A 25,606-nucleotide genomic window follows, 5' to 3' on the forward strand; every position below is an offset into this window, starting at 1 on the left:
GGGGGCGGAGCCCCCGAGTAGTGACGGGAATGGGTAGGGGCGGCGGGGGCGAAACCAGGCTTAGCGGGCCAGCGCCTTCGCCAGGGGCAGCGGCAGCTCCCCCGTGTGGACGATCCCCAACGCCTGCGTGGCCCGCGTCAGGGCCACGTACAGATCACTCGTGCCGTAGCGGGCCGGCTCGACAACGAGCACCGCGTCGAATTCCAGCCCCTTCGACTGACGGGGGTCAAGGAGCACGACCGCACGGGTCAGATCGGGTTCCGCCCCGGCCGTGACCCCGTCCAGCCGCGCGGCCAGCGCCGCGTGCAGGTCGCGCGGCGCGATCACCGCGAGGCGCCCCTCGGCGGGGGCCAGCTCCGCGACGGCCTTCTCCACGGCGCCGGGCAGCTCGGCGGCGTCGGCGGCCTCGCGCACCAACGGGCGTACGCCCGTCGAGCGGACCGAACTCGGCGGCTCGAAGTCCGGGTGCTCGGCACGCGGGACGGCCGCCGCCACGTCCATGATCTCGGACGGTGTGCGGTAGTTGACCGCGAGGCGGGTGTGCTCCCAGCGGTCCTCGACGTAGGGGTGGAGGATGTCCGACCAGGAGCCGACGCCGGCCGCGTCGGCCGTCTGCGCGGGGTCGCCGACGAGCGTCATGGACCGGGTGGGGCTGCGGCGCATCAGCAGGCGCCACGCCATCGGCGACAGCTCCTGCGCCTCGTCGACGATGATGTGCCCGAACGCCCAGGTCCGGTCGGCCGCGGCCCGTTCGGCGGCACTGCGGTGGTCGTCCTCCTCGTGGCGCTCGGCCATCCGCTCGGCGTCGATGATGTCGTGCGCGGAGAGAACCTCGGCGTCCTCGTCGTCCTTGTCCTCGAACTCGTACGTCCTGGAGGCGTAGGAGACGTCCAGCACGCCCTGGGCGTAAGCGACTTGCTGGTTGCGTTCCCTCTCCGCGGCCGCCCTCGCCAACCGGTCGTCCTCGCCCAGGAGTTCGGCGGCCTCGTCGAGGAGGGGAACGTCGGCGGTGGTCCAGGCCCGCGTCACCGTACGGCGAATGGCGTTCGCGTCGGACTCGCAGAGGTACGCGTCGGGTTCGGCGAGGAAGTCCGCGATCAGCCGCCGCGGGGTGACGCGCGGCCACAACTGGTCGATGGCGGCCCAGACTTCGCGGTTCTCGGCCAGCTCGTCGCGGATCTGGGTGACGTCGCTCGGATCGAGCAGATTCGTGCCGTCGAAGGGGTCCGTACCGATCCGCTCGGCGAGCATGTCGGTGAGGGTGTTGAGGATGTGGCCCTCGAAGTGCTCACGGGCCGCGTTGTGCGGCAGGTCCACCTCGCGGGTGCGGTCACGCGCGACGCGGACGAGACCGGCGTCGAGCATCAGGATGTCCCGGTCGTGCTCGATGGCGATCACCGGGTCGGGCAGCGCCTGGCGGTCTCGTACGACGGCGGCCAGGACGTCGGCCATCTCGGCCCGGCCCTTCACGGCGGCGGCCTCGGGGGTGTCGGACGCGGTCGCCTTCACCCCGGGGTACAGCTCGCCGACGGTCGCGAGCAGCACACCCGTCTCGCCGAGCGAGGGCAGGACCTCGCCGATGTAGCCGAGGAAGGCGGGGTTCGGGCCGACGATCAGGACGGCGCGCTTGGCGAGCAGCTCCCGGTGTTCGTAGAGGAGATAGGCCGCCCGGTGGAGCGCCACGGCGGTCTTGCCGGTGCCCGGGCCGCCCTCCACCACCATCACGCCGCGGTGCGGGGCGCGGATGATGCGGTCCTGCTCGGCCTGGATGGTCTGCACGATGTCGCTCATGCGGCCGGTGCGCGCGGAGTTGAGGGCGGAGAGCAGCACGGCGTCGCCGGTCGGGTCCTCGTGCCCGGTGCGCTGCTGGTCTCCAAGGTCGAGGATCTCGTCGTGCAGGGCGGCGACCGAGCGGCCGTCGGTGGTGATGTGCCGACGGCGGCGCAGGCCCATCGGGGTGTGGCCGGTGGCGAGGTAGAAGGGGCGGGCGACCGGGGCCCGCCAGTCGATCAGGATCGGGGTGTGCTCGGTGTCGTCGGCGCGGACGCCGATGCGGCCGATGTGGTGGGTGAGGCCCGTGGTCAGGTCGATACGGCCGAAGCAGAGCGAGCCGTCCACCGCGTTGAGCGCGGCGAGGAGGCCCGAGCGCTCGGCGACGAGGACGTCCCGCTCCAGGCGGGCCTGCATCGGCGTGCTGCCCTGCGCGAGCGCGTCCTCCACCGAGGCCTCGGTGCCGCCGCGCAGGGCGTCCACGCGCGCGTACAGACCGTCGATGAATTCCTGCTCGTGCCTCAATTCATCGTCGGTGAATTCTGTGTGTGATCCCCTGTTTGACAATTCCGCTCCCGGCCGGATATACTGCGCCTAGTGAACTTCATCGCGACCAAGTTCCTTGAAGTCGCGAACCATTCAATATACGCAAGGAAATCCCCCGCAGGCAATTGGCCGCGGGGGATTTCTTGTTCGGCCCGTCTACAGCACGTCGGCCAGTTCCTCCAGCAGCCGTCGCTTGGGCCGGGCGCCCACCATCGACTTCACCGGCTGTCCGTCGCGGAACACGATGAGCGTGGGCATCGACAGCACCCCGTACGCGTTCGTGGTCTCCGGGTTCGTGTCCACGTCCAGCTGCACCACCTTGAGCCGGTCGCCCTCCTCGACGGCGACGGCGCTCAGCACCGGCGCGATCTGCCGGCACGGCGGGCACCAGTCGGCGGTGAACTCCACCAGCACGGGCAGATCCGCCCCGATCACCTCCGCCTCGAAGTCCGCGTCCGTCACTTCGGCCACACCCGCTGCCCTGATCACCTGAAGGTCCCTCCCAGCTCGCACACCGGCTCCGGACCGCCCGGAACCTCCGCCCCGGCGGCCAGCTCGTCCCTCGACGCCTCGGCCCGCGCCAACTGCTCGCCGACGTGCGCGCGTACGGCCTGCAACTCACCGATCAGCGCGTCGAGTTCGCCCAGTTTGCGCCGGTACACGGCGAGCGACGCCGGGCAGGAGTCGCCCTCCGGGTGCCCGGCCCGCAGACACTCCACGAAGGGCCGCGTCTCCTCCAGGTCGAACCCGAAGTCCTGCAGCGTCCTGATCTGCCGCAGAAGCCTCAGGTCGTCCTCGTCGTAGGTGCGGTACCCGTTGCTCCCCCGCCGCGCGGGCAGCAGCCCCCGCGACTCGTAGTACCTGAGGGTCCGCGTGGTGGTCCCGGCCCGCGCCGCCAGCTCGCCGATTCGCATGCCCACGAACGTAATCCTTGACCCTGGCGTCAAGGCAACGCCGGCGGCAGCAGCGGCTTCCGCTCCACCGGGGACGACAGGAGGATCGACGTCGTCGTACGGCCGAGCGCCGAGGTCTGTTCCAGGACCTCCTCCAGGTGGAGGGTGCCCTCGACCGCGACCTTGAGGATCCAGCAGTCCTCGCCGACGACGTGGTGGGCCTCGGTGATCTCGGGACGGGCCAGGAGTTCCAGGGTCCTGGGGTGCTTCAGCGTGTAGCCGCCGTGCGGGTTGACGCGGATGTAGGCCTGCATGCCATAACCGAGGCGGGACGGCGAGACATGGGCGCCGTAACCCGTGACGGCACCGACGGACTCCAGCCGGCGCACGCGTTCGGCGACGGCCGCCGGGGACAGCCGGACCCGGCGGCCCAGCTCGCTGAGCTTGATCCGGCCGTCGCTCTGGAGCAGTTCCAGGATCTGCCGGTCCAGCGCGTCGAAGGCCACCGACGTTTCGTTGGCGGCGGCTCGCAGATGCCGTGGTTCTTTCGGTACCGCGACCGGATCTCCCATGACTCCCCCTTCAGACCTCATTCGTACGCCGGGAGAATTATGACCACAGGGTCCACGGATCGGGACCACGGTGAAGTGCATTACGGAAGGGGCGCCGTGCGCGAGGTGTGTGTCATTGGCGGAAACCGGTATTTCGGCAAGCGGCTGATAGCCAGGCTGACGGCCGCGGGAGACAGGGTCACCGTCATCAATCGCGGCTCGTCGGCGCCTCCCGCGGGGACCATTCATCTCGTCGCCGATCGCAATGACGAGAATTCCCTTGAGAAAGCGCTCGGTTCACGGACCTTCGACGTCGTCGTCGACCAGGTCTGCTACACACCGAGGCAGGCGGAGATCGCCCGCCGGGTCTTCGCCGGCCGCACGCGCCGCTATGTGATGACCTCGACGGTCGAGGTGTACGAGTACGAGGACTCGGCCGAGCTCGTACGCGAGGACGCCGTGAACCCGCGTACGGTCGCCGTCGATCTCGAACTCCCCTGGAACGACCCGGAGTTCCTCGACACCCACTACGGCGAGGGCAAGCGGCAGGCGGAGGCGGTCTTCGCTGCCGATCCCGGATTTCCGTACGTGACCGTGCGGGTGGCCCATGTGCTGGGCGGGGGCGACGACTTCACGGGACGGCTCGACCACTACGCCGAGCGGATCCGCGCGGGCGAGGCGATCGCCGTGCCCGCCACGAACCACCCGGCGACGTACATCCACGTGGAGGAGATCGCCGACCTCCTGTCGTGGGCGGCGGGCGAGGAGTTCACCGGGCCGGTGAACGCCGCGTCCCACGGGGTGCTCACCACCGGGGAGTTGTGCGAGGCGCTGGCCGAACACCTCCCCGGCGGGAGGACCGTGTTCCAGGCCGTCGAGGTCGGGGAGTTCTCACCGTTCTCCTTCGCGCGCTCGTACGGGATGGACAACACGCGGGCCACACGGCTCGGGTTCGCCTTCGGTGAGGCGCGGGAATGGCTGCCGCGTGCCGTGGCGGAGACACTCGGGAAGGTGAACTGACATGCGCTACCGCACAGTCGGCGAGCTGCGGGTGAGTGCCGTCGGGCTCGGTGCGATGCCGTTGTCCATCGAGGGCCGGCCCGACGAGGGGCGGGCCATGGCCACGGTGCACGCCGCCCTGGACGCGGGCGTCACGCTCCTGGACACGGCCGACTCCTACCACCTGCCCGGCGACGAGCCCGGGCACAACGAGCGACTCGTGGCCCGCGCCCTCGCGACGTACGGCGGCGACACGGCCGACGTCCTGGTGACCACCAAGGGCGGACGCGGCAGGCCGGCCGACGGGAGCTGGACGGTGACCGGATCTCCCCGGCATCTGAAGTCGGCGGCGGAGGCCTCGCTCAAGCGGCTGGGCGTGGAGGCGATCGGCCTCTACCAGCTCCACAAGCCCGACCCCGCCGTCCCCTTCGAGGACTCGGTGGGTGCCCTGCGCGACCTGCTCGACGAGGGCAAGATCCGTTACGCCGGCGTCTCCAACACGGACACCGGCCGGATCCGCCTGGCCCACGCCGTCCTCGGCGACCGGCTGGTCTCGGTCCAGAACCAGTACTCCCCCGCCGTCCGGGACAGCGAACCCGAACTGCGGCTCTGCGCCGAGCTGGGCCTCGCCTTCCTGCCGTGGAGTCCGCTGGGCGGGATATCGCGGAGCTCGCTGGACGGGCCGTCGCGGCTGCCGTCCGACGACTCCGGCGACTCCGGCCGCTCCACCCGGCCCGACCACGCCACCGGCCCCGGCCCCGGCCACGCCACCAGCTTCGACGCCTTCCACGCGGTGGCCCGTGAGAGGGGCGTCAGCCCTCAACAGGTCTGTCTGGCCTGGCTGTTGGCGCGCTCACCTGTGGTCGTGCCCATCCCGGGCGCCAGCCGGCCCGGGACGATACGGGACTCCGCGGGCGCGGCGGAGCTGGAGCTGACTCCGGAGGAGGTGGCGCGGCTGGACGCGGCGGTGGGCTCCTGAGCGTGTGCCGAGCCGCGCCCCGTCCCGGAGGCCCGAACTCACGGACGCGTCAAAGGGATTGGCCCACTCGGTCGCCGCGTGCCGTGCCGGCGTCGCCTCGTACGACGTCGATCGTGCGTGTCCAGCTGTCGGCGGCGTGGCCGAGGGCGACGGCCTTGTCGTAGACCGCCTTGATCGAGCGAAGGGTGCTCACGTCGAGGCCGCGGTGTTCGGCCCACTCCAGGATGTGGCCCACGCCGGACGCCATCATGCCGAGGTTGGCGGCCTCGCCCGGGTGGCTGCCCGCGTCGACATGCTGAGCGGCCTCGGCGACGCCGGACGGCATGATGGCGGTGATGGTGTCGAGGTAGGGGGCGAGATCCGCCGCGCGCACGCCGTCGGCACCGGCGAGCGCGTACGCGTGCAGCAGGCCGGAGATCGAGCCGTAGAAGTAGTCGAGCAGCGCAAGGTCGTAGACGGCGGCCAGTCCCTGGTCCTCGCCGAGGTGGGCGGGTTTGCCGCCCAGCGCCTTCAGTGCCGCCTCGCGCTTGTCGTACGCGGCCCGGGGACCGCTGTAGAAGATCAGCGCGGGTGGCTGTCCGATCAGGTCGACCGGCACCATGATCGAGCCGTCGAGGTAGTCGATGCCGCGTTCCTGCGCCCAGGCGCCGGTCTTGCGGGCGCGCTCCGGGGTGTCCGAGGTGAGGTTGACCAGTACCCGGCCGGGCAGCTCGTCGGCGACGGAGTCGAGGACGGCCTCGACCGCGTCGTGGTCGAGCACGCAGACGACGACCAGCTCGGCGGCGCGTACGGCTTCGCCGGCACCGGTCGCGCGGACCGCGCCCCTGGCGACCAGCTCGTCGCCCTTGCCGGGGGAACGGTTCCAGACGGTGGTGGGGTGGCCCGCCTCCAGGAACGCGGTGGCCAGGGCCTGGCCCATGGCGCCCAGGCCGAGGACGGTGACGGGGGTCTTTTCAAGGTCATTTGTCATGCGGACCATGCTGGTCGCGGGCCCAACTCCCCACAAGTACGCACTATTTGGTCAGGTACTGAGCGGGAGGTAAGTGGGTGACCCCGCGGGAACCGGCTTGCGCCGCCGGGGAGTCGATCCGGGGGTGCGGGAGCCGGTGGGCATGGCCGGGGCCGCGGTGGGCCGGTCGCGCAGTTCCCCGCGCCCCTGGGGGTGCGTCGAGGCCGGTGCGTACGTCTCGGTCCATCGTGGTTGCTCGCGCAGTTCCCCGCGCCCCTGACGGGGCGCCCAGGCCCGTACGTACGTCTCGGACGTCGTGGGCTGAGCACGGCGTTCCTCGCGCCCCTGGCGGGGCACGCCCCGGCCATCGGTGTCTTTAGGGGCGCGGGGAACTGCGCGCTCGGCCACAACGCACCCGCACCCTGCCGACCACTCCCGCCCACCCAAAAGCCACCGGCCGGTGAGCCCGGTCGGGGAGAACCGGGGCCACCGGCCGGTGGCCGGGGAAGTCTGAGCGTGTGGTGCGGAGTGACCGGGCGGCTGAGCGACGGGGGATGCACCCAGCCGCCCGGAGTTCTGGGACGGGGCCCAGGCTCGGGGCTAGGCCTTCGCCAGGGTCTTGTCCTCCGGCTGGTCCGGGACCTCCGCCGCGGCGGGAGCGGAACCGTGGCCGTCGTCCAGGAGGGTCATCTCGTCGAAGGGCAGCTCCCCCGCGAGGACCTGGTCGACGCGGCCCTTGTCGATCTCCTTGGTCCACGTACCGATCAGAACCGTGGCGACGGCGTTGCCGGCGAAGTTCGTCAGGGCGCGCGCCTCGCTCATGAAGCGGTCGATGCCGACGATCAGGCCGATGCCGTCCACCAGCGCGGGCTTGTGGGACGCGAGGCCGCCCGCCAGGGTGGCCAGACCCGCTCCGGTGACACCCGCCGCGCCCTTGGAGGCGACCAGCAGGAAGAGGAGCAGCGGAATCTGCTCGCTCACCGACATCGGCGTACCCATGGCGTCGGCGATGAACAGCGAGGCCATGGTCATGTAGATCATGGTGCCGTCGAGGTTGAAGGAGTAACCGGTCGGGACGGTGATGCCGACGACGGGCTTGCTGACACCCAGGTGTTCCATCTTCGCGATGAGCCGCGGCAGGGCGGACTCGGAGGAGGAGGTCGACAGGATCAGCAGGAACTCACGGCCCAGGTACTTGAAGAACGTGAGGATGTTGAGACCCGCGACGACCCGCAGCATCGTGCCGAGCACGATGAAGACGAAGAGGAAGCAGGTGACGTAGAAGCCGAGCATCAGGACGGCGAGGCTCTTGAGTGCGTCCAGACCCGCCGAGCCGGTGACCGCCGCCATCGCGCCGAACGCGCCGATGGGCGCCGCCCACATCACCATGGCGAGGATGCGGAAGACGAGACGCTGAATGTGCTCGATGCCGCGCAGGATCGGGGCGCCGGACGAGCCCATGGCCTGCAGCGCGAACCCGGCGAGCAGCGCGACGAGCAGGGTCTGCAGGACCTCGCCGCCGGTGAAGGCGGAGACGATCGTCGTCGGGATGATCCCGAGCAGGAACTCCTCGGTGTTCTTGGCCTCGGTGACCTGGCCCTGACCGGCGTCCTTGATCGCGTCGGTCACCGCGAGGCCCGTGCCGGGCTCCAGGATGTTGCCGACGACCAGGCCGATGGCGAGGGCGACGAACGACATGACCACGAAGTAGCCGAGCGCGATGCCGCCCACCGCGCCGACCTTGGCGGCCTTCCGTACCGAGCCGATGCCCAGCACGATCGTGCAGAAGATGATCGGCGAGATCATCATCTTGATCAGGTTCACGAAGCCGGTACCGATGGGCTTCAGTTCGACCGCGAAGTCGGGAGCGATCAGGCCCACGGCGATGCCGGCGGCCACGGCGGCGATCACCGCGATGTACAGGTAGTGGGTGCGGTCCCGCTTGGCAGCGGGAGCGGCAGGTGCCGTATTCGATGTACTGGTCACGGCTGCCCTCCTTGACGACGTCGTCGGCATCATCCGGCGTGCGGCTCACGTCCGGGGGTTGTCGGTGACTATCTCCCGCCTTGTGAGGCCGGTCACCCTTCCGTTCATTTAGTTCATGCTTATCCGGAGGGGCAGACTGTTTCCATGCGCCTCCCCCGTGCTCCACGACCCCGCAGCCTGGCTGGTCAGCTCTTTGCCATGCAGGCCGTGCTCGTCGCGGTCGTGGTCGCGGGCTGTGCGCTCTTCACCTACATCAGTGACCGCAGCCAGGCCGAGGACGCGGCGGGCCGCCAGGCCATGGCGGTGGCCCGCTCGGTCGCGGACTCCCCGTCCGTACGGGAGGCCATCCGTACGGACGACCCGACGAAGACGCTCCAGCCGTACGCGACGTCGGTGCAGCGCGACGCCCAGGTCGACTTCGTCACGATCATGAACCCCGAGGGCATCCGCTGGACGCACCCCAACAAGGACCTGATCGGCAAGCACTTCCTCGGCAACACGCAGTCCGCGCTCCTCGGCCATCCCTTCACCGAGACGTACACCGGCACCCTCGGCGAGTCCGTGCGGGCCGTCACGCCGATCTACGACGACGGCCGCATCGTCGGCCTCGTCAGTGCGGGCATCAAGGTCGACGAGATCAGCCAGCGGGTCGAGGGCCAGGTGCAGGCCCTGATCGGCGTCGCGGCCGCCGCCCTGGCCCTGGGCGCCGTCGGTACGTACGTCATAAACGCCAGGCTGCGCCGCTCCACCCACGGGATGAACGCGGCCGAGCTCAGCCGGATGCACGACTACCACGAGGCCGCGCTGCACGCCGTGCGCGAGGGGCTGCTGATGCTGGACGGGCAGTTCCGGGTGGCGCTGATCAACGACGGCGGGCGCGAGCTGCTCGATGTGACCGACGACGTGGTGGGCCGCTCGGTGGCGGACATCGGCCTGCCCACGCCACTGACGGGGGCGCTGCTGTCCGGGGAACCGCGCGTGGACGAGGTGCATCTGACCGAGTCGCGGGTGCTCGTCGTGAACACCTCGCCGGTGTCGGGCGGTGAGCGCCGGGGCACGGTCGTGACCCTGCGCGATGTGACCGAACTGCAGTCCCTGATGGGCGAGTTGGACTCCGAGCGGGGCTTCACCACCGCCCTGCGCTCGCAGGCGCACGAGGCCGCGAACCGCCTCCACACCGTCGTCTCCCTGATCGAGCTGGACCGGGCCGAGGAGGCCGTCGACTTCGCCACGGCCGAGCTGGAACTGGCCCAGGCGCTGACCGACCAGGTCGTCGCGGCGGTCAGCGAGCCGGTGCTGGCCGCCCTGCTCCTGGGCAAGACGGCCCAGGCGAACGAGCGTGGCGTGGAACTGGTGGTCTCCGAGGACAGCAGCATCGACGACGGCCTGCTCCCCGAGTCCCTGCCCTCCCGTGACCTGGTGACGGTCCTCGGCAACCTGATCGACAACGCCGTGGACGCGGCGCAGGGCACGGTCGGCGCCCGTGTCACGGTGACGGCGATCGCGGACGCCGAGGGGCTGGTCCTGCGGGTCGTCGACACCGGTACGGGTGTGGACCCGGCCCACGCGGAGGCTGTCTTCCAGCGCGGGTGGTCCACCAAGCCCGCGGGGCCCGGCGGGCGGGGGCTGGGCCTGGCCCTCGTACGGCAGGCGGTGGCCCGGCACGACGGGACACTGACCGTGACGGAGGCCCCGGGCGGCGGAGCGTCCTTCGAGGTACGGCTGCCGCTGCCGACGTCGGGGCGGGAGAGGACTAAGGTCCACGCCGGGCCCGAGTCCGGGTCAGGGGCCGGGGACGGGTCCGGGGACGGGTCCGGCGGCGGTCCTGGGCCCACGCATGAGCCCGCGCCCGAGCCGACGCCGCACGGAGGCACCGTATGAGCACGCCTTCCCCCTCGCGGGACATCCGCGTCCTGGTCGTCGAGGACGATCCCGTCGCGGCGGACGCGCATGTCCTGTACGTGGGGCGGGTGCCCGGTTTCACGGCCGTCGGCAAGGCCCACACGGGCGCGGAGGCCCGGCGGGCGCTGGACCGCATGCCCGTGGACCTGCTCCTCCTGGACCTCCACCTGCCGGACGTGCACGGCCTGCAGCTGGCTCGCTCGCTGCGCGCCGCCGGCCACCACGCGGACGTCATCGCGGTGACCTCGGCGCGCGACCTGACGGTGGTGCGGGAGGGCGTGTCACTGGGAGTGGTGCAGTACGTACTGAAGCCGTTCACCTTCGCCACTCTCCGTGACCGCCTGGTGCGCTATGCCGAGTTCCACGCGGCGGCCGGCGAGGCCAGCGGCCAGGACGAGGTCGACCGCGCCCTCGCCACCCTCCGGGCCCCCGGTCCTGCGGCCCTGCCCAAAGGGCTGAGCGCACCCACTCTGGAGCGGGTGACCCGGGCCCTGCGCGACTCCGAGGAGGGGCTGACCGCGACGGGCGTCGCGGAGGCCGTCGGGATCTCCCGGATCACGGCCCGGCGTTATCTGGAGCACCTGGTGGACGCGGGGAGAGCGGGACGCAGTCCTCAGTACGGACAGGTGGGGAGACCGGAGCTGCAGTACCGGTGGGTGAAGGGCTAGCCGAACGGGTGCCTCACCACCTCCCCGAGCCGAACACCCCTGCGTACAGCGCGACTTGAACCGTCGGTCCCACCACGTCCGACGGGCGCCGCCGCGGTGGGCGGTCTCCCGGCCGAAGCCGAAGGCCGCCGACCGCTCGATCTGCGCGAGATCGGCCGGCCGAGGCCCCAAGTCGCCCCGCGCATACGCCCCGACCGCCGGGATGTCCTCGTCGTTCACGAGGCAGATCCGGCCGAGCACTACGCCCACGGGCGGCGGCGCCGGCAGCAACTGCCGTGCGGCCGCGTCCTGTTCCGGCACGTCACGCTCCTCTTCCGGTCGCCCGACACCCCGCCAGGGCGGGCGACTGGGCAGTACCTTGAGTGTCCGCGACCACACGCACTGTGGCGGACTGCTCATGCAAAGTCATTGACCTGGCTGGACCAGCCCTCTTAGGTTCTCGTGCAGCCCAACCCGGCCACAAAGACGTCGGCCAGCAGGAGGTTGTACCCGTGCGCCCCACAGCCGTTCCACTTCTCCTCGCCACCCTGCTCACCGCCACCGCGCTCAGTGCCTGCGGAAGCGACTCCGGAAGTGATCCGGACACGGTGAAGATCTCCTTCAAACAGTCGACGGACAACTCCATCAAGGTGATGGACACGTACCTTGCCGACATCAAGGAGCAGTTCGAGAAGGCCAACCCCGGCAAGAGGGTGGATCTCGTCCCGATCAAGGCCCCGGACTCGGAGTACTACACGAAGCTCCAGCAGATGCTCCGCTCGCCCAAGACGGCCCCGGACCTGGTCTACGAGGACACGTTCCTGATCAACTCCGACATCACGAGCGGCTATCTCAAGCCCCTGGACCCGTATCTGAGCAAGTGGGAGGACTGGGACCAGTTCATCGACACGGCGAAGGAGGCGGCGCAGGGGCGGGACGGGAAGACGTACGGCGTCCCGGACGGCACCGACACCCGGGGCCTCTGGTTCGACAAGGCCATCTTCAAGAAGGCCGGACTCCCCGCCGACTGGCAGCCGAAGACCTGGGACGACATCCTCGAAGCGGCCCGCAGGATCAAGACGACGGTCCCCGGCGTCATCCCCCTGAACGTCTACACGGGCAAGCCCGCGGGCGAGGCGGCCACCATGCAGGGCTTCGAGATGCTCCTGTACGGAACGGCCACCGGGGCCACCGAGAGCCCCCTCTACGACCCGGCGTCCGAGAAGTGGATCACGGGAAGCCAGGGGTTCAGGGACTCTCTGGAGTTCGTCGAGACGGTGTTCAAGGAGAAGCTCGGCCCGGACGTCTCGGACGCGCTCGACCCCAACATCGCGACGAGGGTCCGCGGCGAGTTCCTCCCCGAGGGCAAGCTCGGCATCAACCTCGACGGCTCCTGGCTCCCCCAGGACTGGCTGGAGGGCAGCGGCCACGAGTGGCCCGAGTGGTCCGAGAAGCTGGGCCTCGCGTACATGCCGACGCAGACCGGCCAGTCCCCCGGCAAGGTGAGCATGTCGGGCGGCTGGACCTGGGCGATCCCGAGCAAGGCGGGCAACCCCGACCTGGCCTTCGAATTCATCAAGACGATGCAGACGAAGGAGAACGCCCAGAAGTGGTACGTCGCCAACTCCGGCATCTCGGTGCGCACGGACGTGGCCGAGGACCCGGCGTACGTGAAGGCGCAGCCCGGCATCAAGTTCTTCACGGACCTGGTGGCCAGCACGCACTACCGCCCCGCGTATCCCGCGTACCCGAAGGTCTCGACGGCCATCCAGGAGGCGATGGAGGGCGTGACGACGGGCGACAGTTCGGTCGAGGAGGCGGCGAAGAGCTACGACGAGGAACTGAAGACGGCCACGGACAACCAGGTCATCAAGAAATGACCGGGGCCCGGAAGCACCGGAGCCGGGGCCCGGCCCTGCCGCACCGGAAGACGACCGGCCGTACCAGGGGATGAGTGAGAAATGATCAGCCGCTCATGACCTCCGCACCTCCGGCGGGCCCCGGCGTGGTGAAGACCGCGCCGGGCCCGGCCGTCCCTCCGCGCCCGTCGGGCGGCCGCCGCGATGTCCGCCGTGCCCTGACGCGCGCGCTGCCCGTCTCCCCCGCCGTCGTCCTTCTGCTCCTCTTCCTCGCCGGCCCCATCGCGTACTGCGCGTACATCGCCTTCACGGATCTCCAGCTCACCGGCCAGGCCGAGTCGTCGTTCGTCGGCTTCGACAACTTCCGGGCCGCGTTCAAGGACGACGCGTTCCTCAACGCCGTATGGCTGACGCTGGTGTTCACGGTGCTGAGTTCCCTGATCGGCCAGAACACGCTGGGCCTGACCCTGGCGGTACTGATGCAGCGCGCGTCGAAGCCGGTCCGAACGGTCACCGGCGGCATCGTCGTCGCCGCCTGGGTGCTGCCGGAGGTGGTGGCGGGATTCCTGCTCTACGCCTTCTTCCGCCGCGAGGGCACGTTGAACGCCGTTCTGGACTGGCTCCATCTCCCGTCCCAGAACTGGCTGTTCACGCTTCCGATCCTCGCGGTGTCCTTCGCGAACGTCTGGCGGGGAACGGCCTTCTCGATGCTGGTCTATTCGGCGGCCCTGAACGAGATCCCGAAGGAGATCACGGAGGCGGCGGAGGTGGACGGCGCGGGCGGCTGGCGGCGGATGTGGCACATCACGCTGCCGATGATCCGCCGTTCCATCGGTACGAACCTGATGCTGAACACCCTCCAGACGCTCTCGGTCTTCGGTCTGATCTGGGTGATGACGAGAGGCGGCCCGGGAAACCGCAGCCAGACGCTCCCGCTCTTCATGTACGAACAGGCCTTCCAGAAGAGCATGATCGGATACGGAACGGCCGTGGCCCTGCTCCTTCTGGTGGTCGGCTCGCTCTTCTCCCTGGTCTATATGCGCCTGCTGCGGACGGAGGTCTGACATGCCCGGCAGTACGACCCTCGTGTCCCGCCGCAGCAGCCGCCGTTACGCCGCCGACGCGGGCCTTCTCTTCCTGGCGGCCACGTTCGTCCTCCCCCTCGTCTGGGTCCTCCTCTCGTCGGTGGACCCGAAGGCCGACCTGAAGGTGAAGGTCCCGGACGGCGTCACCCTCGACAACTTCGACGCGGTCCTGACGCCGGAGGTCACGTTCACGCCTCTCCTCAACAGCCTGATCCTGTGCGGCGGGGCGACGCTGCTGACGGTGGTGTGCGCGGCCCTGGCCGCCTACCCGCTGTCCCGCTTCCGCTCCCGCCTGAACCGCCCCTTCCTCCTGACGATCCTCTTCGCGACGTGCCTGCCGATCACGGCGATCATGGTTCCCGTGTACGCCCTGTTCGTTCAGGTGGACCTGATCGACACGATGCAGGGCACGATCTTCTTCTTCGCCGCGTCCCAACTGCCCTTCGCCATCTGGCTGATGAAGAACTTCATGGACGGCGTACCGAAGGAGCTGGAGGAGGCGGCCTGGACGGACGGCGCGTCCTCGTTCCAGTCCCTCCTGCGGATCGTGCTGCCGCTGATGGGCCCCGGAGTGGCCGTGGTCACCGTCTTCTCGTTCGTGATGATGTGGGGCAACTTCTTCGTCCCCTTCATGCTGCTGCTGACCCCGGACCAGATGCCGGCGTCGGTGAGCATCAACGACTTCTTCGGAAACCGCGGGACGGTGGTGTACGGGCAGCTGGCCGCGTTCTCGATCATCTACTCGACACCGGTGATCCTGCTGTACGTGCTGGTGGCAAGGCGGTTGGGCGGGGGGTTTGCCCTGGGTGGGGCGGTCAAGGGGTGACAGGGCCCGACAACGGGAGAGCCGACCACCCTTGCCCGGGACCAGGTGAACGTCAGGGCGTCAGGGCGTCAGTACTGGGAGAAGACAGGCCGGCGTCACTCGGCGGGTTCGGAAACCTCGGGAAGCACCCCGGGCCGGAACTTCTCCACGCCCACCACATGCCGCACCCGCGTCGGCTCGATCAGGATCATCACGCGCCGCTCGCCCGGCAGCAGCCACGGATACCGGTCCTCACCGATGTACTTCTGAGTGAGCCGGTCCATGGCCCGCTCGGCCACCTCGCCCTCGACGAAGCGGACGACCTGCCCCCGGATCTCCACCCGGTCGTAGGGGTTCTCGACGTCGTGATGGGACAGGGAAACGAACGGATTGCGCCGAAGATTCTCCTCCTTCACGCGGCCCATCGACGTGTTGACCATGACGTACTCGTCTTCGAGGTCCGCCCACATGGGCGAGATCTGCGGCGACCCGTCCGCGCCCACGGTCGCCAGATGCCAGAAGTTCGGCGCCAGCAGTCGCTCGCGAATATGCCCTTCGATCCTGCTCACGGCGCTTGCCACCTTCGATCCGCCCTTCCGACTCGTCCGCACGAGCCCCTGCCCGCCATCCTGATCTCCACACCACCCCGCCACCAGCTGATCTTCGGCCACCCCGAACAAGCCTCGGTCAGACATCCGAAACCGTAGGTTCGCACGATCCGTGATCCTGGCCGAACAGACCGTAGTCATCGCAGCCCCGCACCCATACGTTGTGCGCGTGCACCAACCGTCGGCCCAACAGCCCACCCCGCCCTTCGACGCCCCGGCCGCCCGCAAGCTGCGGCTGGCCCTGCGCATGGGGCCCGAGCATGTCGCGTACGGCATGCAGGCCTCGTTCGGGCTGCCCTATGTGACCCCGGACCTGGTCGTCGCCTGGGAGCGGGGCATAGCCGCGCCGAGCAGTACCGAACTCATCGCGCTCGCGGGTGTGTTGTGGTGCTCGCCGGGCGATCTCATCGGCGCGCCGCGGACGTTGCGCGAGCACCGGATCGCGCGCGGTCTCGCGGCCGAGGACGTCGCGCGCGCCGTGGGGCTCGAACTCCTCGTGTACGTACGGATGGAGGAGGCGGACGAGTGGCGCGGCAACGAGCGTCAGTCCTCGGCGCTCGCCGAGGTGCTCGACCTCTCCCTGGCGGACCTCGTCACGGTCACCGGCCACGAGACGAAGCTGGCGGAGATGCTGCGCAACGCGGTGACGACCCGCTGGCAGGCGTACGTACGGCCGGTGGGCAAGCTGCTGCCGCTGGACCGGCGGCTCGTGGGTGATGTGCTGCGGGCGCTGCACACCGAGTACCAGGGGCAGATGGTGGCCACGCTGAGCTGGAGCGGCGGCGCGGCCGCCGGTGAGGCCGACGACGCGGGCCGGGACTTCCTGGACCGGATCGTCGACCGCTTCTGGTCGGTGGTCCAGCGCAACAGCGCCTGACCGCGGTTGACGGGGATGCCAGGGGCCGCTGGGAAGCCCCGGACCGGGCAGGCCCGCAACGACCGCCCGGGCCGCCCGCGATGCCCCCTCACCAACAGGTCTTCCGGAAGCCGGCCTTCTAGAAGACCGACTCCGCCTCGTCCATGCGGTCCTTCGGGACCGTCTTCAGTTCGGTGGTCGCCTCCGCCAGCGGCACCATCACCACGTCCGTGCCGCGCAGCGCGGTCATCCGGCCGAAGTCGGACCGGTGCGCGGCCTCGACCGCGTGCCATCCGAAGCGCGTCGCCAGCACCCGGTCGTACGCGGTCGGTGTGCCGCCGCGCTGGATGTGGCCGAGGATGACCGGCTTGGCCTCCTTGCCGAGGCGGCGCTCCAGTTCGTACGCGAGCGCCGTGCCGATGCCCTGGAAGCGCTCGTGGCCGAACTGGTCGATCGCTCCGTGGCCGTAGTCCATGGTGCCCTCAGCGGGGTGGGCGCCCTCGGCGACGCAGACGACGGCGAACTTCTTGCCCCGCGCGAAGCGTTCCTCGACCATCTTGACCAGGTCGGCCGGGTCGAAGGCCCGCTCGGGCAGGCAGATGCCGTGGGCGCCGGCCGCCATGCCGGACTCCAGGGCGATCCAGCCTGCGTGCCGGCCCATGACCTCGACGACCATCACCCGCTGGTGGGACTCGGCGGTCGTCTTGAGGCGGTCCATCGCCTCCGTGGCGACACCGACCGCCGTGTCGAATCCGAACGTACGGTCCGTCGACGAGATGTCGTTGTCGATCGTCTTGGGGACGCCGACCACCGGCAGGCCCGCGTCCGACAGCATGCGCGCCGCCGTCAGGGTGCCCTCGCCGCCGATCGGGATCAGCACGTCGATGCCGAACTCACGGGCCATGTCCTGCGCGTTCTCGCAGGCCTCGCGGAGGCGGTCGCGCTGGAGGCGGGAGGAGCCGAGGATGGTGCCGCCGCGGGCGAGGATGCCACTGACGGCGTCGAGGTCGAGGCTGCGGTAGTGGCCTTCGAGCAGCCCCGCGTAGCCGTCCTCGAAGCCGATGACCTCATCGCCGTAGTTCGTGACGGCTCGGTGCACGACCGACCGGATCACTGCGTTCAGCCCCGGGCAGTCGCCGCCTGCGGTGAGAACTCCGATGCGCATCGTGCTGTGTCTCCTGCTCGCTGTTGGGCTGTTTCTCCTGTGGTACCTGAGAGCCAGTCCGATTGTTTCATGGGCGGCAGGGGGGCGCTGTCCGCGCCTGCGCACGCCCTCGGCGCGCCCCTCAAGCCCCCGCTCCCCCTCGGCGGAGCCGCCGTCCGCCCCCTGCCGTGACGGGCGCTCTAACCATGCCCGGAGGTATTGTCAAGAGGGCACAGCCGATGATAACGGCTGCCTTTTTACCGCTATCGGAGGAAACGGAGAGCACGCGTGACGCGCAGCGTGTACGTGACCGGGATCGACCGAGGAGACGGCCGCCAGGTCATCGAGCTGGGAGTCATGGAGCTCCTGACCCGCCAGGTCGACCGGGTGGGGGTGTTCCGCCCGCTCGTCCACGACGGGCCCGACCGTCTCTTCGAGCTGCTGCGGGCCCGCTACCGGCTGGCCCAGGACCCGACGACGGTCTACGGAATGGACTACCACGAGGCGTCCGCGCTCCAGGCCGAGCAGGGCGCCGACGAACTGGTCTCCCAGCTCGTCGACCGCTTCCACCGGGTGGCCCGCGACTACGACGTCGTCCTCGTGCTCGGTACGGACTACGCGGACACGCAGTTCCCCGACGAGCTCGCGCTCAACGCCCGGCTGGCGAACGAGTTCGGCGCCGCCGTCATCCCGGTCGTGGGCGGCCGCAAGCAGACCTCGGAGTCGGTGCTCGCGGAGACCCGCAACGCGTTCCGCGCCTACGACGGGCTCGGCTGCGATGTGCTCGCGATGGTGGTGAACAGGGTCGCCCCGGCCGACCGTGCGGAGATATTCGAGCGGCTCGACAACCGGCTCCCCGTGCCGTGTTACGTGCTGCCGGACGAGCCCGCGCTCTCCGCGCCGACGGTCGCCCAGATCGCGCACACCCTCGGTGGCAAGGTGCTCCTCGGTGACGACTCGGGGCTCGCGCGCGACGCGCTGAACTTCGTCTTCGGCGGCGCCATGCTGCCGAACTTCCTGGGCGCGCTGACCCCGGGCTGCATGGTCGTCACGCCCGGCGACCGCGCGGACCTCGTGGTGGGCGCCCTCGCCGCGCACAGCGCCGGCACCCCGCCCATCGCGGGCGTCCTGCTCACCCTGAACGAGCGGCCGAGCGACCTGGTCCTCACCCTCGCCGCCCGCCTCGCCCCCGGCACGCCGGTGGTCGCGGTCGAGACCGGCTCCTTCCTCACGGCGTCCGAACTCTTCGGCATGGAAGGGAAGTTGAACGCCGCGACGCCCCGCAAGGCGGAGACGGCCCTCGGTCTCTTCGAGCGGTACGTGGACAGCGGCGGCCTGCTGAAGCGGGTCTCGGCACCCAGCAGCGGCCGGGTCACGCCGATGATGTTCGAGCACAAGCTGCTGGAGCAGGCCCGCTCCGACAAGCGGCGCGTCGTGCTGCCCGAGGGCACCGAGGCCCGCGTCCTGCACGCCGCCGAGGTGCTCCTGCGCCGCGGTGTCTGCGACCTCACGCTGCTCGGCCCGGTCGACCAGATCCGCAAGAAGGCCGCCGACCTGGGCATCGACCTCGGCGGCGCCCAGCTGATCGACCCGCACACCTCCGAGCTGCGCGACCGGTTCGCCGAGAAGTACGCCCAGCTCCGTTCCCACAAGGGGGTGTCCGTCGAGCTCGCGTACGACGTCGTCTCGGACGTGAACTACTTCGGCACGCTGATGGTCGAGGAGGGGCTCGCCGACGGCATGGTGTCCGGGTCGGTCCACTCCACGGCGGCCACCATCCGGCCCGCCTTCGAGATCATCAAGACCAAGCCGGAGGCGTCGATCGTCTCCTCGGTCTTCTTCATGTGCCTCGCCGACAAGGTCCTCGTGTACGGGGACTGCGCGGTCAACCCCGACCCGAACGCGGAGCAGTTGGCCGACATCGCCATCCAGTCGGCCGCCACCGCCGAGCAGTTCGGCGTCGAACCGCGGATCGCGATGCTCTCGTACTCGACCGGCACGTCGGGCTCGGGCGCGGACGTCGACAAGGTGCGCACGGCCACCGAGCTGGTCCGCTCACGCCGCGACGACCTGAAGATCGAGGGGCCGATCCAGTACGACGCCGCCGTCGAGCCGACCGTCGCGGCCACCAAGCTGCCGGGGTCGGAGGTCGCCGGGCAGGCGTCCGTGCTGATCTTCCCGGACCTCAACACCGGCAACAACACGTACAAGGCCGTGCAGCGTTCCGCCGGCGCGATCGCCGTCGGGCCGGTCCTTCAGGGCCTGCGCAAGCCGGTCAACGACCTGTCCCGCGGCGCCCTGGTCGGAGACATCGTGAACACCGTCGCCATCACGGCGATCCAGGCCCAAGCCGCCCAGCAGGGTCCCTCGGCCACCTCCCCGTCCGCGTCCCCGACCCAGAAGGCCTCCGCCCAGTGACCGCCACCCGCGTCCTCGTCCTCAACTCCGGCTCCTCGTCGGTGAAGTACCAGCTGCTCGACATGAGCGACAGCAGCCGGCTGGCGGTGGGGCTCGTCGAGCGCATCGGCGAGGAGACCTCCCGGCTGAAGCACACGCCCCTCGCCACCGGCGAGTCCCGCGAGACGACCGGGCCGATCGCCGACCACGACGCCGCCCTGAAGGCCGTCGCCGAGGAGCTGGCCAAGGACGGGCTCGGCCTCGACTCCCCCGAGCTGGCCGCGATCGGCCACCGGGTCGTGCACGGCGGCAAGACCTTCACCGAGCCGACCGTCGTCGACGACGCCGTCCTCGCCGAGATCGAGCGCCTCATCCCGGTGGCGCCCCTGCACAACCCGGCCAACCTCACCGGAATCCGTACCGCCCAGGCGCTGCGCCCGGACCTCCCGCAGGTCGCCGTCTTCGACACCGCGTTCCACACGACGATGCCGGAGGCCGCGGCCCGCTACGCGATCGACGTGAAGACCGCCGACGAGCACCGCATCCGCCGGTACGGCTTCCACGGCACCTCGCACGCGTACGTGTCCCGCGCGACCGCCGAGCTGCTGGGCAAGGCGCCGGAGGAGGTGAACGTCATCGTGCTGCACCTCGGCAACGGCGCCTCCGCGTCGGCGGTCGAGAAGGGCCGGTGCGTGGACACCTCCATGGGACTGACGCCCTTGGAGGGGCTCGTGATGGGTACACGCTCCGGTGACATGGATCCCGCGGTCATCTTCCATTTGATGCGTGTTGGCGGGATGTCCACGGACGAGATCGACACTCTTCTCAACAAGAAGAGCGGTCTGATCGGCCTGTGCGGCGACAACGACATGCGTGAGATCCGCCGCCGCATCGACGAGGGTGCCGAGGACGCCGCACAGGCCCAGCTCGCCTTCGACATCTACATACACAGACTGAAGAAGTACATCGGCGCGTACTACGCGGTGCTCGGCCGGGTCGACGCGGTCGCCTTCACGGCGGGCGTCGGCGAGAACGCCGCCCCCGTGCGCGAGGCCGCGATCGCGGGCCTTCAGGCGCTGGGCCTGGCGGTCGACGGCGGGCTGAACGCCGTACGGTCCGGCGAGCCGCGCCTGATCTCGCCCGAGGGCGCGCGGGTCGCGGTGGCCGTCGTACCGACCGACGAGGAACTGGAGATCGCCGACCAGACCTACGCACTCGTGAGGAACGGGAACGCCTGAGGAACCGCCGGGAAGCTGCCGACGAGCCGCTCGGAGAGAGCACCGAGGAAGCCGGCCAGGCCCACGCCTGAGCGCGTACCCGCCCATTTGTATCTTCCACCAGACGGAATATTCCGTAGCGAAACAAACCGATAGGATCGCCCCCATGCGCCGTTCCAAAATCGTCTGCACACTGGGCCCCGCCGTCGACTCCCACGAACAGCTCGTCTCGCTGATCGAGGCCGGCATGAACGTGGCCCGTTTCAACTTCAGCCACGGCTCCCACGCCGAGCACCAGGGCCGTTACGACCGGGTCCGGGCCGCCGCCCAGGAGACGGGCCGCGCCATCGGCGTGCTCGCCGACCTGCAGGGCCCCAAGATCCGGCTGGAGACCTTCGCCGAGGGCCCCGTGGAGCTGGAGCGGGGTGACGAGTTCACCATCACGACCGAGGACGTCCCGGGCGACAAGTCGATCTGCGGCACCACCTACAAGGGTCTGCCGGGCGATGTCTCCAAGGGCGACCAGGTCCTGATCAACGACGGCAACGTCGAGCTGCGGGTCGTCGAGGTCGAGGGCGCCCAGGTCAGGACGATCGTCATCGAGGGCGGTGTCATCTCGGACCACAAGGGCATCAACCTGCCCGGCACGGCCGTGAACGTGCCTGCGCTGTCCGAGAAGGACGTCGAGGACCTGCGCTTCGCCCTGCGGATGGGCTGCGACCTGGTGGCGCTGTCCTTCGTGCGCGACGCCCACGACGTGAACGACGTGCACAAGATCATGGACGAGGAGGGCCGCCGGGTCCCCGTCATCGCCAAGGTGGAGAAGCCGCAGGCGGTGGAGAACATGGAGGCCGTCGTCGCGGCCTTCGACGGTGTGATGGTGGCCCGTGGCGACCTCGCCGTCGAGTACCCCCTCGAAAAGGTCCCGATGGTGCAGAAGCGCCTCGTGGAGCTGTGCCGACGCAACGCCAAGCCGGTGATCGTGGCGACCCAGATGATGGAGTCGATGATCACCAACTCCCGCCCCACGCGCGCCGAGGCGTCCGACGTCGCCAACGCGATCCTGGACGGCGCGGACGCGGTCATGCTGTCGGCCGAGTCCAGCGTGGGCGCGTATCCGATCGAGACCGTGAAGACGATGTCGAAGATCGTCGTCGCGGCCGAGCAGGAGCTGCTCTCCAAGGGCCTGCAGCCGCTGGTGCCCGGCAAGAAGCCGCGTACGCAGGGTGGTTCGGTGGCCCGTGCCGCGTGCGAGATCGCGGACTTCCTGGGCGGCAAGGGCCTGGTGGCCTTCACCAACTCCGGTGACACGGCCCGCCGGCTCTCCCGCTACCGCGCCGAGCAGCCGATCGTGGCCTTCACCACGGAGGAGGGCACCCGCAACCAGCTCGCGCTGAGCTGGGGCGTCGAGTCCTACGTCGTGCCGTTCGTGAACAGCACCGACGAGATGGTCGACCTGGTCGACCAGGAGCTGCGCAAGCTCAACCGCTTCAGCGAGGGCGACATCGTCGTGATGACCGCCGGCTCGCCCCCCGGCGTCCCCGGCACCACCAACATGGTCCGCGTGCACCACCTGGGCGGCTGATCCGCCCGTACGGCCGCCTGTCGGCGGTACGGCCGCTGTACGCCGCTGAGGGCGCCCCCTGCCGCGCAGGGGGCGCCCTCAGCGTGTTTTGCGGCTCCCGGAGGTCGTTTTCTCCGGTGGGCGCCCGGACGGCCGCGTACGGCCCGTCCATGGCGTCCGGGTCAGTCGCTCGTGAACTGGTGCATCCCGGGGACGGTCAGCGTCCCGCCGAACTGGGCGGCCTGTACGACCTTCACCTTCGTGAAGTAGATCAGCGGGATGTTCAGCGGCGGCGGGTGCTCCGGGTCGAACGTGATCGGGATCAGACCGAGCAGGTTGCCGGAGATGCTCTCCGTGTACATGACCGTCTTACCGTCGCGGATGGTGGACGTGGTGCCCTTGCCCGCCTGCACGTGGTAGGTCTTGCCGGCCTGCTTGTCGGTGACGGTCTGGTGCAGATCACCGATGTCGGTCCCGTCGGAGATCACGTACTTGAGGACCTTCTTGACCTTGCCGCTGGCGGTCTTCACCTTGACGATGCCCTGGTAGTCCGCGCCCTTGAGCAGCAGCGAACTGGCCTCCAGCTGCCAGGGGTCGTCGGCCAGGGCGGGAATGCCCTGCTCGACACCGCTCTCGTCGTCCGTGGCGGTCGGGCAGTCGTCCGGGTCCGTGGTGGAGCTCGCGGACGGGCTGGGAGTCGGGGACGCGGTGGCGTCGTCGGCCGCCTCCTCCGCCTTCTCCGCGGTGTCCTCGGCCGCGTCCGTCGCCGCGTCGGTGACGTCCTTGACCGTGTCCTCGGCCTTCTCCACCGTGTCCTTGACCGGGTCCTCGGCCTTGTCCGCCGGCTTCTCGGCGGGCTTCTCGGCCGCGGGGGTCGACGCGGAGGGGGTCGGCGTCGGGGTCGCCGTCTTCTCCTCGTCGGGGGTGAAGATGTCCTTGATCGCCTCGCCGAGACCCAGGGGGTCGAGCGGGTTCTTCGACTCGGACGCCGAGGGGGAGGGCGTCGGTGTCGGCTCGGTCTTCTCGGCGGGCGCCTTGGACTCCGAGGCGGACGGCGTCGGTTCGGGCTTGTCGTCGGAACCTGAATCCGACGAAGAGCCCGAGCCCGACGTGTCCGAACCCGAGGGGTCCGAGGCACTCGGCTCCTTCTCGTCGTCCGCGGGGGTGCTCGTCGAGGCGGAGGGCGACGGCGTGGGGGACGCGTCGTCCTTGGCCTCTTCGGTCTCCTCCTCCAGCGCGTCGACGCAGTCCTTGTACTCGTCGATCGTCAGGTTCTTGGCCGACGGCTTGTCCTCGGCCCGGGCGAGCGTCGGTGTGAAGCCCATCCCCATGAGGATGGCCGTCGGCATCGACGCGATGGCTATCGCCTTGCCCGCGGGCACGTGCAACCTGGTGAACAACGGCTTCTTGGGGGCTGCGTGCCGCGGCCCGGTTCTCTCACGGGACTCCCCCGCGGGGCCCGCGTATTGGACCTCGTCAGCCGGCACTGTGCCTCCCGTTCGCCCCGTTCGTCGGGCTCGTTCCTGACAGATCGTTCGGCTCGCTCGCGCCGTTGGCCAGTGCGGCCTCCGGAGCGTCTCCCTTGTCCGTACGGTCCGTCTCGGCCGGGCGCGCGGCGGGCTCCTCGCCCGGGGCCCAGGCCACGGCCATTCCGCCGCCCACCAGGGACAGCAGGAAGCCGACGAAGAAGCCTCCGAAGTTGGACACCGGCAGCGACACCAGGCCCAGCAGGATGGCCGCGACACCGGCGAAGGTCCGGATGTGCTTCTGGTACCAGAGGCTGATTCCGAGAACGCCCAGGAGTACGCCGATGATGAGGGATCCCGCACCCGCGGTCGTCGCCATGGCCAGCGTGAGATGCCCGATCTGCAGATTCGCGTACGGAAGGTATGCGATCGGGAATCCGGCGATCAGGATGAACAGGCCCGCCCAGAACGGCCGGCCGCCCCGCCAGGCACGGAACCGCAGCCGCCAGATGTGGAATTGACCGCGCGCGGCAGGAGTCTCGGCGCTCATGGAAAACAGCTCCCTGGAACGGCGTTGCTGAGGGTTTCACGTACTACGAAAAGGGACGGGCGGGCGAGGCAGCGAGGCTCCCTCACCCGCCCACGGAGTGCCTAGTAGCACTCCTTGACACCCTTGGACAGCGACATCTTCAGGCCGCTGAGCTTGAAGGTGCCGGCGGTGGTCGCCCACGCCGTCTGCTTCACGTCGGTCAGCGTGGCCGAGTCGGCCTGCTGGGCGAAACCGTAGGGGTTCGCCTGCTCCTTGCCGCCCTTCATGCCGGGGCCCTTGTCGGCGTTCCCGGCGGCAACACCGATGTCGATGTTGCGGAAGGTCGCGTTGGCCTGCAGATCCTCGACGTCGATGTAGAGGTTCTCGGCCTCGACCGGCGTGCTGCCGCCGCCGGCCTTCAGCGTGAGGCTGACGGAACCGATCAACGGGATGTCCGGGGTGACCACGGACTGGCACATGTTGGTGATCTTGGCGCTCTTGAACGCCGACACCGCAACCGGGTGCGCCGTCTTCTCACCCTTGAGCGTGTAGCCCTGGTCGATGGCCCCGTACTGCGAGAAGCCAACACCGTCGAGCCGGTCCGCCGTCACCTTGAACGACTGACCCGACACGCTGAACGACGCGGCGAGAGCACCCTGAGCCAGGGCGACACCTATCGCGGCGGTCGCGGCCACACTGGGCACCATGACTACCGCGAACCGCTTCCATCTGGTCCCGCCACGCACCTGGGACTCCATATTTCCTCCTTCTCGGACGTACATCTCCGGCCCTGGCTGCCCCCAGACGGCGGCTCAGCCGGGCAGGGATGGGAGAAGTGCTACGTCCTCGGGAAG

At 69.9% G+C, this 25,606-nt stretch carries 23 protein-coding genes; 11 read left to right on the forward strand and 12 right to left on the reverse strand.

The window, feature by feature from the left end:
- Positions 1-60: 60 nt before the first annotated feature.
- From OG718_RS19175 to OG718_RS19190, 4 genes are all read right to left on the reverse strand, one after another.
- Complete coding sequence (locus OG718_RS19175) at positions 61-2,355, reverse strand: HelD family protein (RefSeq protein WP_306943324.1); 2,295 nt, start codon at positions 2,353-2,355, stop codon at positions 61-63.
- A gap of 117 nt (positions 2,356-2,472) precedes the next feature.
- Positions 2,473-2,805, reverse strand: a complete 333-nt coding sequence (gene trxA, locus OG718_RS19180; protein WP_313904872.1) for a thioredoxin — start codon at positions 2,803-2,805, stop codon at positions 2,473-2,475.
- The gene (locus OG718_RS19185) at positions 2,802-3,230 is read right to left on the reverse strand and encodes a MerR family transcriptional regulator (protein WP_143636105.1); all 429 of its coding nucleotides are present in this window, start codon (positions 3,228-3,230) and stop codon (positions 2,802-2,804) included. Before OG718_RS19185 ends, trxA begins: the two co-directional genes overlap by 4 nt.
- Before the next feature lie 29 nt (positions 3,231-3,259).
- Entirely contained in the window at positions 3,260-3,781 is a 522-nt protein-coding gene (locus tag OG718_RS19190; RefSeq protein WP_186001130.1) for an Lrp/AsnC family transcriptional regulator, read from the reverse strand.
- A 96-nt stretch (positions 3,782-3,877) separates the two neighbouring features.
- Between OG718_RS19190 and OG718_RS19195 the strand changes: the two genes are divergently transcribed.
- Entirely contained in the window at positions 3,878-4,780 is a 903-nt protein-coding gene (locus OG718_RS19195) for an NAD-dependent epimerase/dehydratase family protein (RefSeq protein ID WP_328844673.1), read from the forward strand.
- A gap of 1 nt (position 4,781) precedes the next feature.
- Positions 4,782-5,738, forward strand: coding sequence for an aldo/keto reductase (locus OG718_RS19200; protein ID WP_328844674.1), 957 nt, complete (start codon positions 4,782-4,784; stop codon positions 5,736-5,738).
- A 49-nt stretch (positions 5,739-5,787) separates the two neighbouring features.
- Here the strand turns inward: OG718_RS19200 and OG718_RS19205 are convergent, their stop codons facing one another.
- The 3 genes from OG718_RS19205 to OG718_RS19215 form a co-directional block, all read right to left on the reverse strand.
- Positions 5,788-6,708, reverse strand: coding sequence for an NAD(P)-dependent oxidoreductase (locus OG718_RS19205; RefSeq protein ID WP_328844675.1), 921 nt, complete (start codon positions 6,706-6,708; stop codon positions 5,788-5,790).
- A gap of 51 nt (positions 6,709-6,759) precedes the next feature.
- Positions 6,760-7,044 carry a hypothetical protein gene (locus OG718_RS19210; RefSeq protein ID WP_328844676.1) on the reverse strand — a complete coding sequence of 95 codons (285 nt, stop codon included), beginning with the start codon at positions 7,042-7,044 and terminating at the stop codon, positions 6,760-6,762.
- A gap of 243 nt (positions 7,045-7,287) precedes the next feature.
- The gene (locus OG718_RS19215) at positions 7,288-8,673 is read right to left on the reverse strand and encodes a cation:dicarboxylate symporter family transporter (RefSeq protein WP_143636113.1); all 1,386 of its coding nucleotides are present in this window, start codon (positions 8,671-8,673) and stop codon (positions 7,288-7,290) included.
- Between the two features lie 144 nt (positions 8,674-8,817).
- On the opposite strand from OG718_RS19215, the gene OG718_RS19220 reads away from it, so the two are divergent.
- From OG718_RS19220 to OG718_RS19240, 5 genes are all read left to right on the forward strand, one after another.
- The gene (locus OG718_RS19220; protein ID WP_328844677.1) at positions 8,818-10,554 is read left to right on the forward strand and encodes a sensor histidine kinase; all 1,737 of its coding nucleotides are present in this window, start codon (positions 8,818-8,820) and stop codon (positions 10,552-10,554) included.
- Positions 10,551-11,243: a response regulator gene (locus tag OG718_RS19225; RefSeq protein ID WP_143636116.1), complete on the forward strand. Its 693-nt coding sequence runs from the start codon at positions 10,551-10,553 to the stop codon at positions 11,241-11,243. The genes OG718_RS19220 and OG718_RS19225 overlap by 4 nt, the downstream gene beginning before the upstream one ends.
- 491 nt (positions 11,244-11,734) lie before the next feature.
- Positions 11,735-13,102, forward strand: coding sequence for an extracellular solute-binding protein (locus OG718_RS19230; protein ID WP_143636117.1), 1,368 nt, complete (start codon positions 11,735-11,737; stop codon positions 13,100-13,102).
- A gap of 95 nt (positions 13,103-13,197) precedes the next feature.
- The gene (locus tag OG718_RS19235; protein ID WP_143636119.1) at positions 13,198-14,145 is read left to right on the forward strand and encodes a carbohydrate ABC transporter permease; all 948 of its coding nucleotides are present in this window, start codon (positions 13,198-13,200) and stop codon (positions 14,143-14,145) included.
- Position 14,146: 1 nt separating this feature from the next.
- Entirely contained in the window at positions 14,147-14,992 is an 846-nt protein-coding gene (locus OG718_RS19240; RefSeq protein WP_143636121.1) for a carbohydrate ABC transporter permease, read from the forward strand.
- A gap of 95 nt (positions 14,993-15,087) precedes the next feature.
- Here the strand turns inward: OG718_RS19240 and OG718_RS19245 are convergent, their stop codons facing one another.
- Positions 15,088-15,540 (reverse strand): PPOX class F420-dependent oxidoreductase, encoded by a 453-nt coding sequence (locus OG718_RS19245; RefSeq protein WP_328844678.1) that lies wholly within the window; start codon positions 15,538-15,540, stop codon positions 15,088-15,090.
- A 202-nt stretch (positions 15,541-15,742) separates the two neighbouring features.
- Here OG718_RS19245 and OG718_RS19250 point away from each other — a divergent pair, with 202 nt between their 5' ends.
- Positions 15,743-16,456: a helix-turn-helix domain-containing protein gene (locus OG718_RS19250; protein WP_186001132.1), complete on the forward strand. Its 714-nt coding sequence runs from the start codon at positions 15,743-15,745 to the stop codon at positions 16,454-16,456.
- Between the two features lie 118 nt (positions 16,457-16,574).
- On the opposite strand, the gene OG718_RS19255 is transcribed toward OG718_RS19250, so the two are convergent.
- Positions 16,575-17,600, reverse strand: a complete 1,026-nt coding sequence (locus OG718_RS19255; protein WP_143636125.1) for an ATP-dependent 6-phosphofructokinase — start codon at positions 17,598-17,600, stop codon at positions 16,575-16,577.
- A 267-nt stretch (positions 17,601-17,867) separates the two neighbouring features.
- Here OG718_RS19255 and pta point away from each other — a divergent pair, with 267 nt between their 5' ends.
- The 3 genes from pta to pyk all read left to right on the forward strand — a co-directional run bounded on the left by pta (position 17,868) and on the right by pyk (position 22,778).
- A complete protein-coding gene (gene pta / locus OG718_RS19260) occupies positions 17,868-19,997 on the forward strand; it encodes a phosphate acetyltransferase (RefSeq protein WP_328844680.1) in 2,130 nt (709 codons plus the stop codon).
- Complete coding sequence (locus OG718_RS19265) at positions 19,994-21,214, forward strand: acetate kinase (protein WP_328844681.1); 1,221 nt, start codon at positions 19,994-19,996, stop codon at positions 21,212-21,214. The genes pta and OG718_RS19265 overlap by 4 nt, the downstream gene beginning before the upstream one ends.
- Before the next feature lie 145 nt (positions 21,215-21,359).
- The gene (pyk, locus tag OG718_RS19270) at positions 21,360-22,778 is read left to right on the forward strand and encodes a pyruvate kinase (protein WP_143636131.1); all 1,419 of its coding nucleotides are present in this window, start codon (positions 21,360-21,362) and stop codon (positions 22,776-22,778) included.
- Positions 22,779-22,939: 161 nt separating this feature from the next.
- Here the strand turns inward: pyk and OG718_RS19275 are convergent, their stop codons facing one another.
- The 3 genes from OG718_RS19275 to OG718_RS19285 form a co-directional block, all read right to left on the reverse strand.
- Positions 22,940-24,244: a hypothetical protein gene (locus OG718_RS19275; RefSeq protein ID WP_143636133.1), complete on the reverse strand. Its 1,305-nt coding sequence runs from the start codon at positions 24,242-24,244 to the stop codon at positions 22,940-22,942.
- Positions 24,234-24,773, reverse strand: coding sequence for a DUF6114 domain-containing protein (locus OG718_RS19280; protein ID WP_055614528.1), 540 nt, complete (start codon positions 24,771-24,773; stop codon positions 24,234-24,236). Before OG718_RS19280 ends, OG718_RS19275 begins: the two co-directional genes overlap by 11 nt.
- Positions 24,774-24,874: 101 nt before the next feature.
- Positions 24,875-25,510, reverse strand: a complete 636-nt coding sequence (locus OG718_RS19285; RefSeq protein WP_143636135.1) for a DUF6230 family protein — start codon at positions 25,508-25,510, stop codon at positions 24,875-24,877.
- Positions 25,511-25,606 lie beyond the last annotated feature (96 nt).

Source organism: Streptomyces sp. NBC_00258 (assembly GCF_036182465.1).
Lineage (GTDB): Bacteria > Actinomycetota > Actinomycetes > Streptomycetales > Streptomycetaceae > Streptomyces.

What these genes read in the sequence shown, in the direction of transcription:
- OG718_RS19235 (WP_143636119.1), top strand. Translation starts at nt 13,198, where the DNA reads ATGACCTCCGCACCTCCGGCGGGCCCCGGCGTGGTGAAGACCGCGCCG.
- OG718_RS19205 (WP_328844675.1), bottom strand. Translation starts at nt 6,708, where the DNA reads ATGACAAATGACCTTGAAAAGACCCCCGTCACCGTCCTCGGCCTGGGC.
- OG718_RS19200 (WP_328844674.1), top strand. Translation starts at nt 4,782, where the DNA reads ATGCGCTACCGCACAGTCGGCGAGCTGCGGGTGAGTGCCGTCGGGCTC.
- OG718_RS19190 (WP_186001130.1), bottom strand. Translation starts at nt 3,781, where the DNA reads ATGGGAGATCCGGTCGCGGTACCGAAAGAACCACGGCATCTGCGAGCC.
- pyk (WP_143636131.1), top strand. Translation starts at nt 21,360, where the DNA reads ATGCGCCGTTCCAAAATCGTCTGCACACTGGGCCCCGCCGTCGACTCC.
- OG718_RS19220 (WP_328844677.1), top strand. Translation starts at nt 8,818, where the DNA reads ATGCGCCTCCCCCGTGCTCCACGACCCCGCAGCCTGGCTGGTCAGCTC.
- OG718_RS19285 (WP_143636135.1), bottom strand. Translation starts at nt 25,510, where the DNA reads ATGGAGTCCCAGGTGCGTGGCGGGACCAGATGGAAGCGGTTCGCGGTA.
- OG718_RS19255 (WP_143636125.1), bottom strand. Translation starts at nt 17,600, where the DNA reads ATGCGCATCGGAGTTCTCACCGCAGGCGGCGACTGCCCGGGGCTGAAC.
- OG718_RS19240 (WP_143636121.1), top strand. Translation starts at nt 14,147, where the DNA reads ATGCCCGGCAGTACGACCCTCGTGTCCCGCCGCAGCAGCCGCCGTTAC.
- OG718_RS19280 (WP_055614528.1), bottom strand. Translation starts at nt 24,773, where the DNA reads ATGAGCGCCGAGACTCCTGCCGCGCGCGGTCAATTCCACATCTGGCGG.
- OG718_RS19185 (WP_143636105.1), bottom strand. Translation starts at nt 3,230, where the DNA reads ATGCGAATCGGCGAGCTGGCGGCGCGGGCCGGGACCACCACGCGGACC.
- OG718_RS19225 (WP_143636116.1), top strand. Translation starts at nt 10,551, where the DNA reads ATGAGCACGCCTTCCCCCTCGCGGGACATCCGCGTCCTGGTCGTCGAG.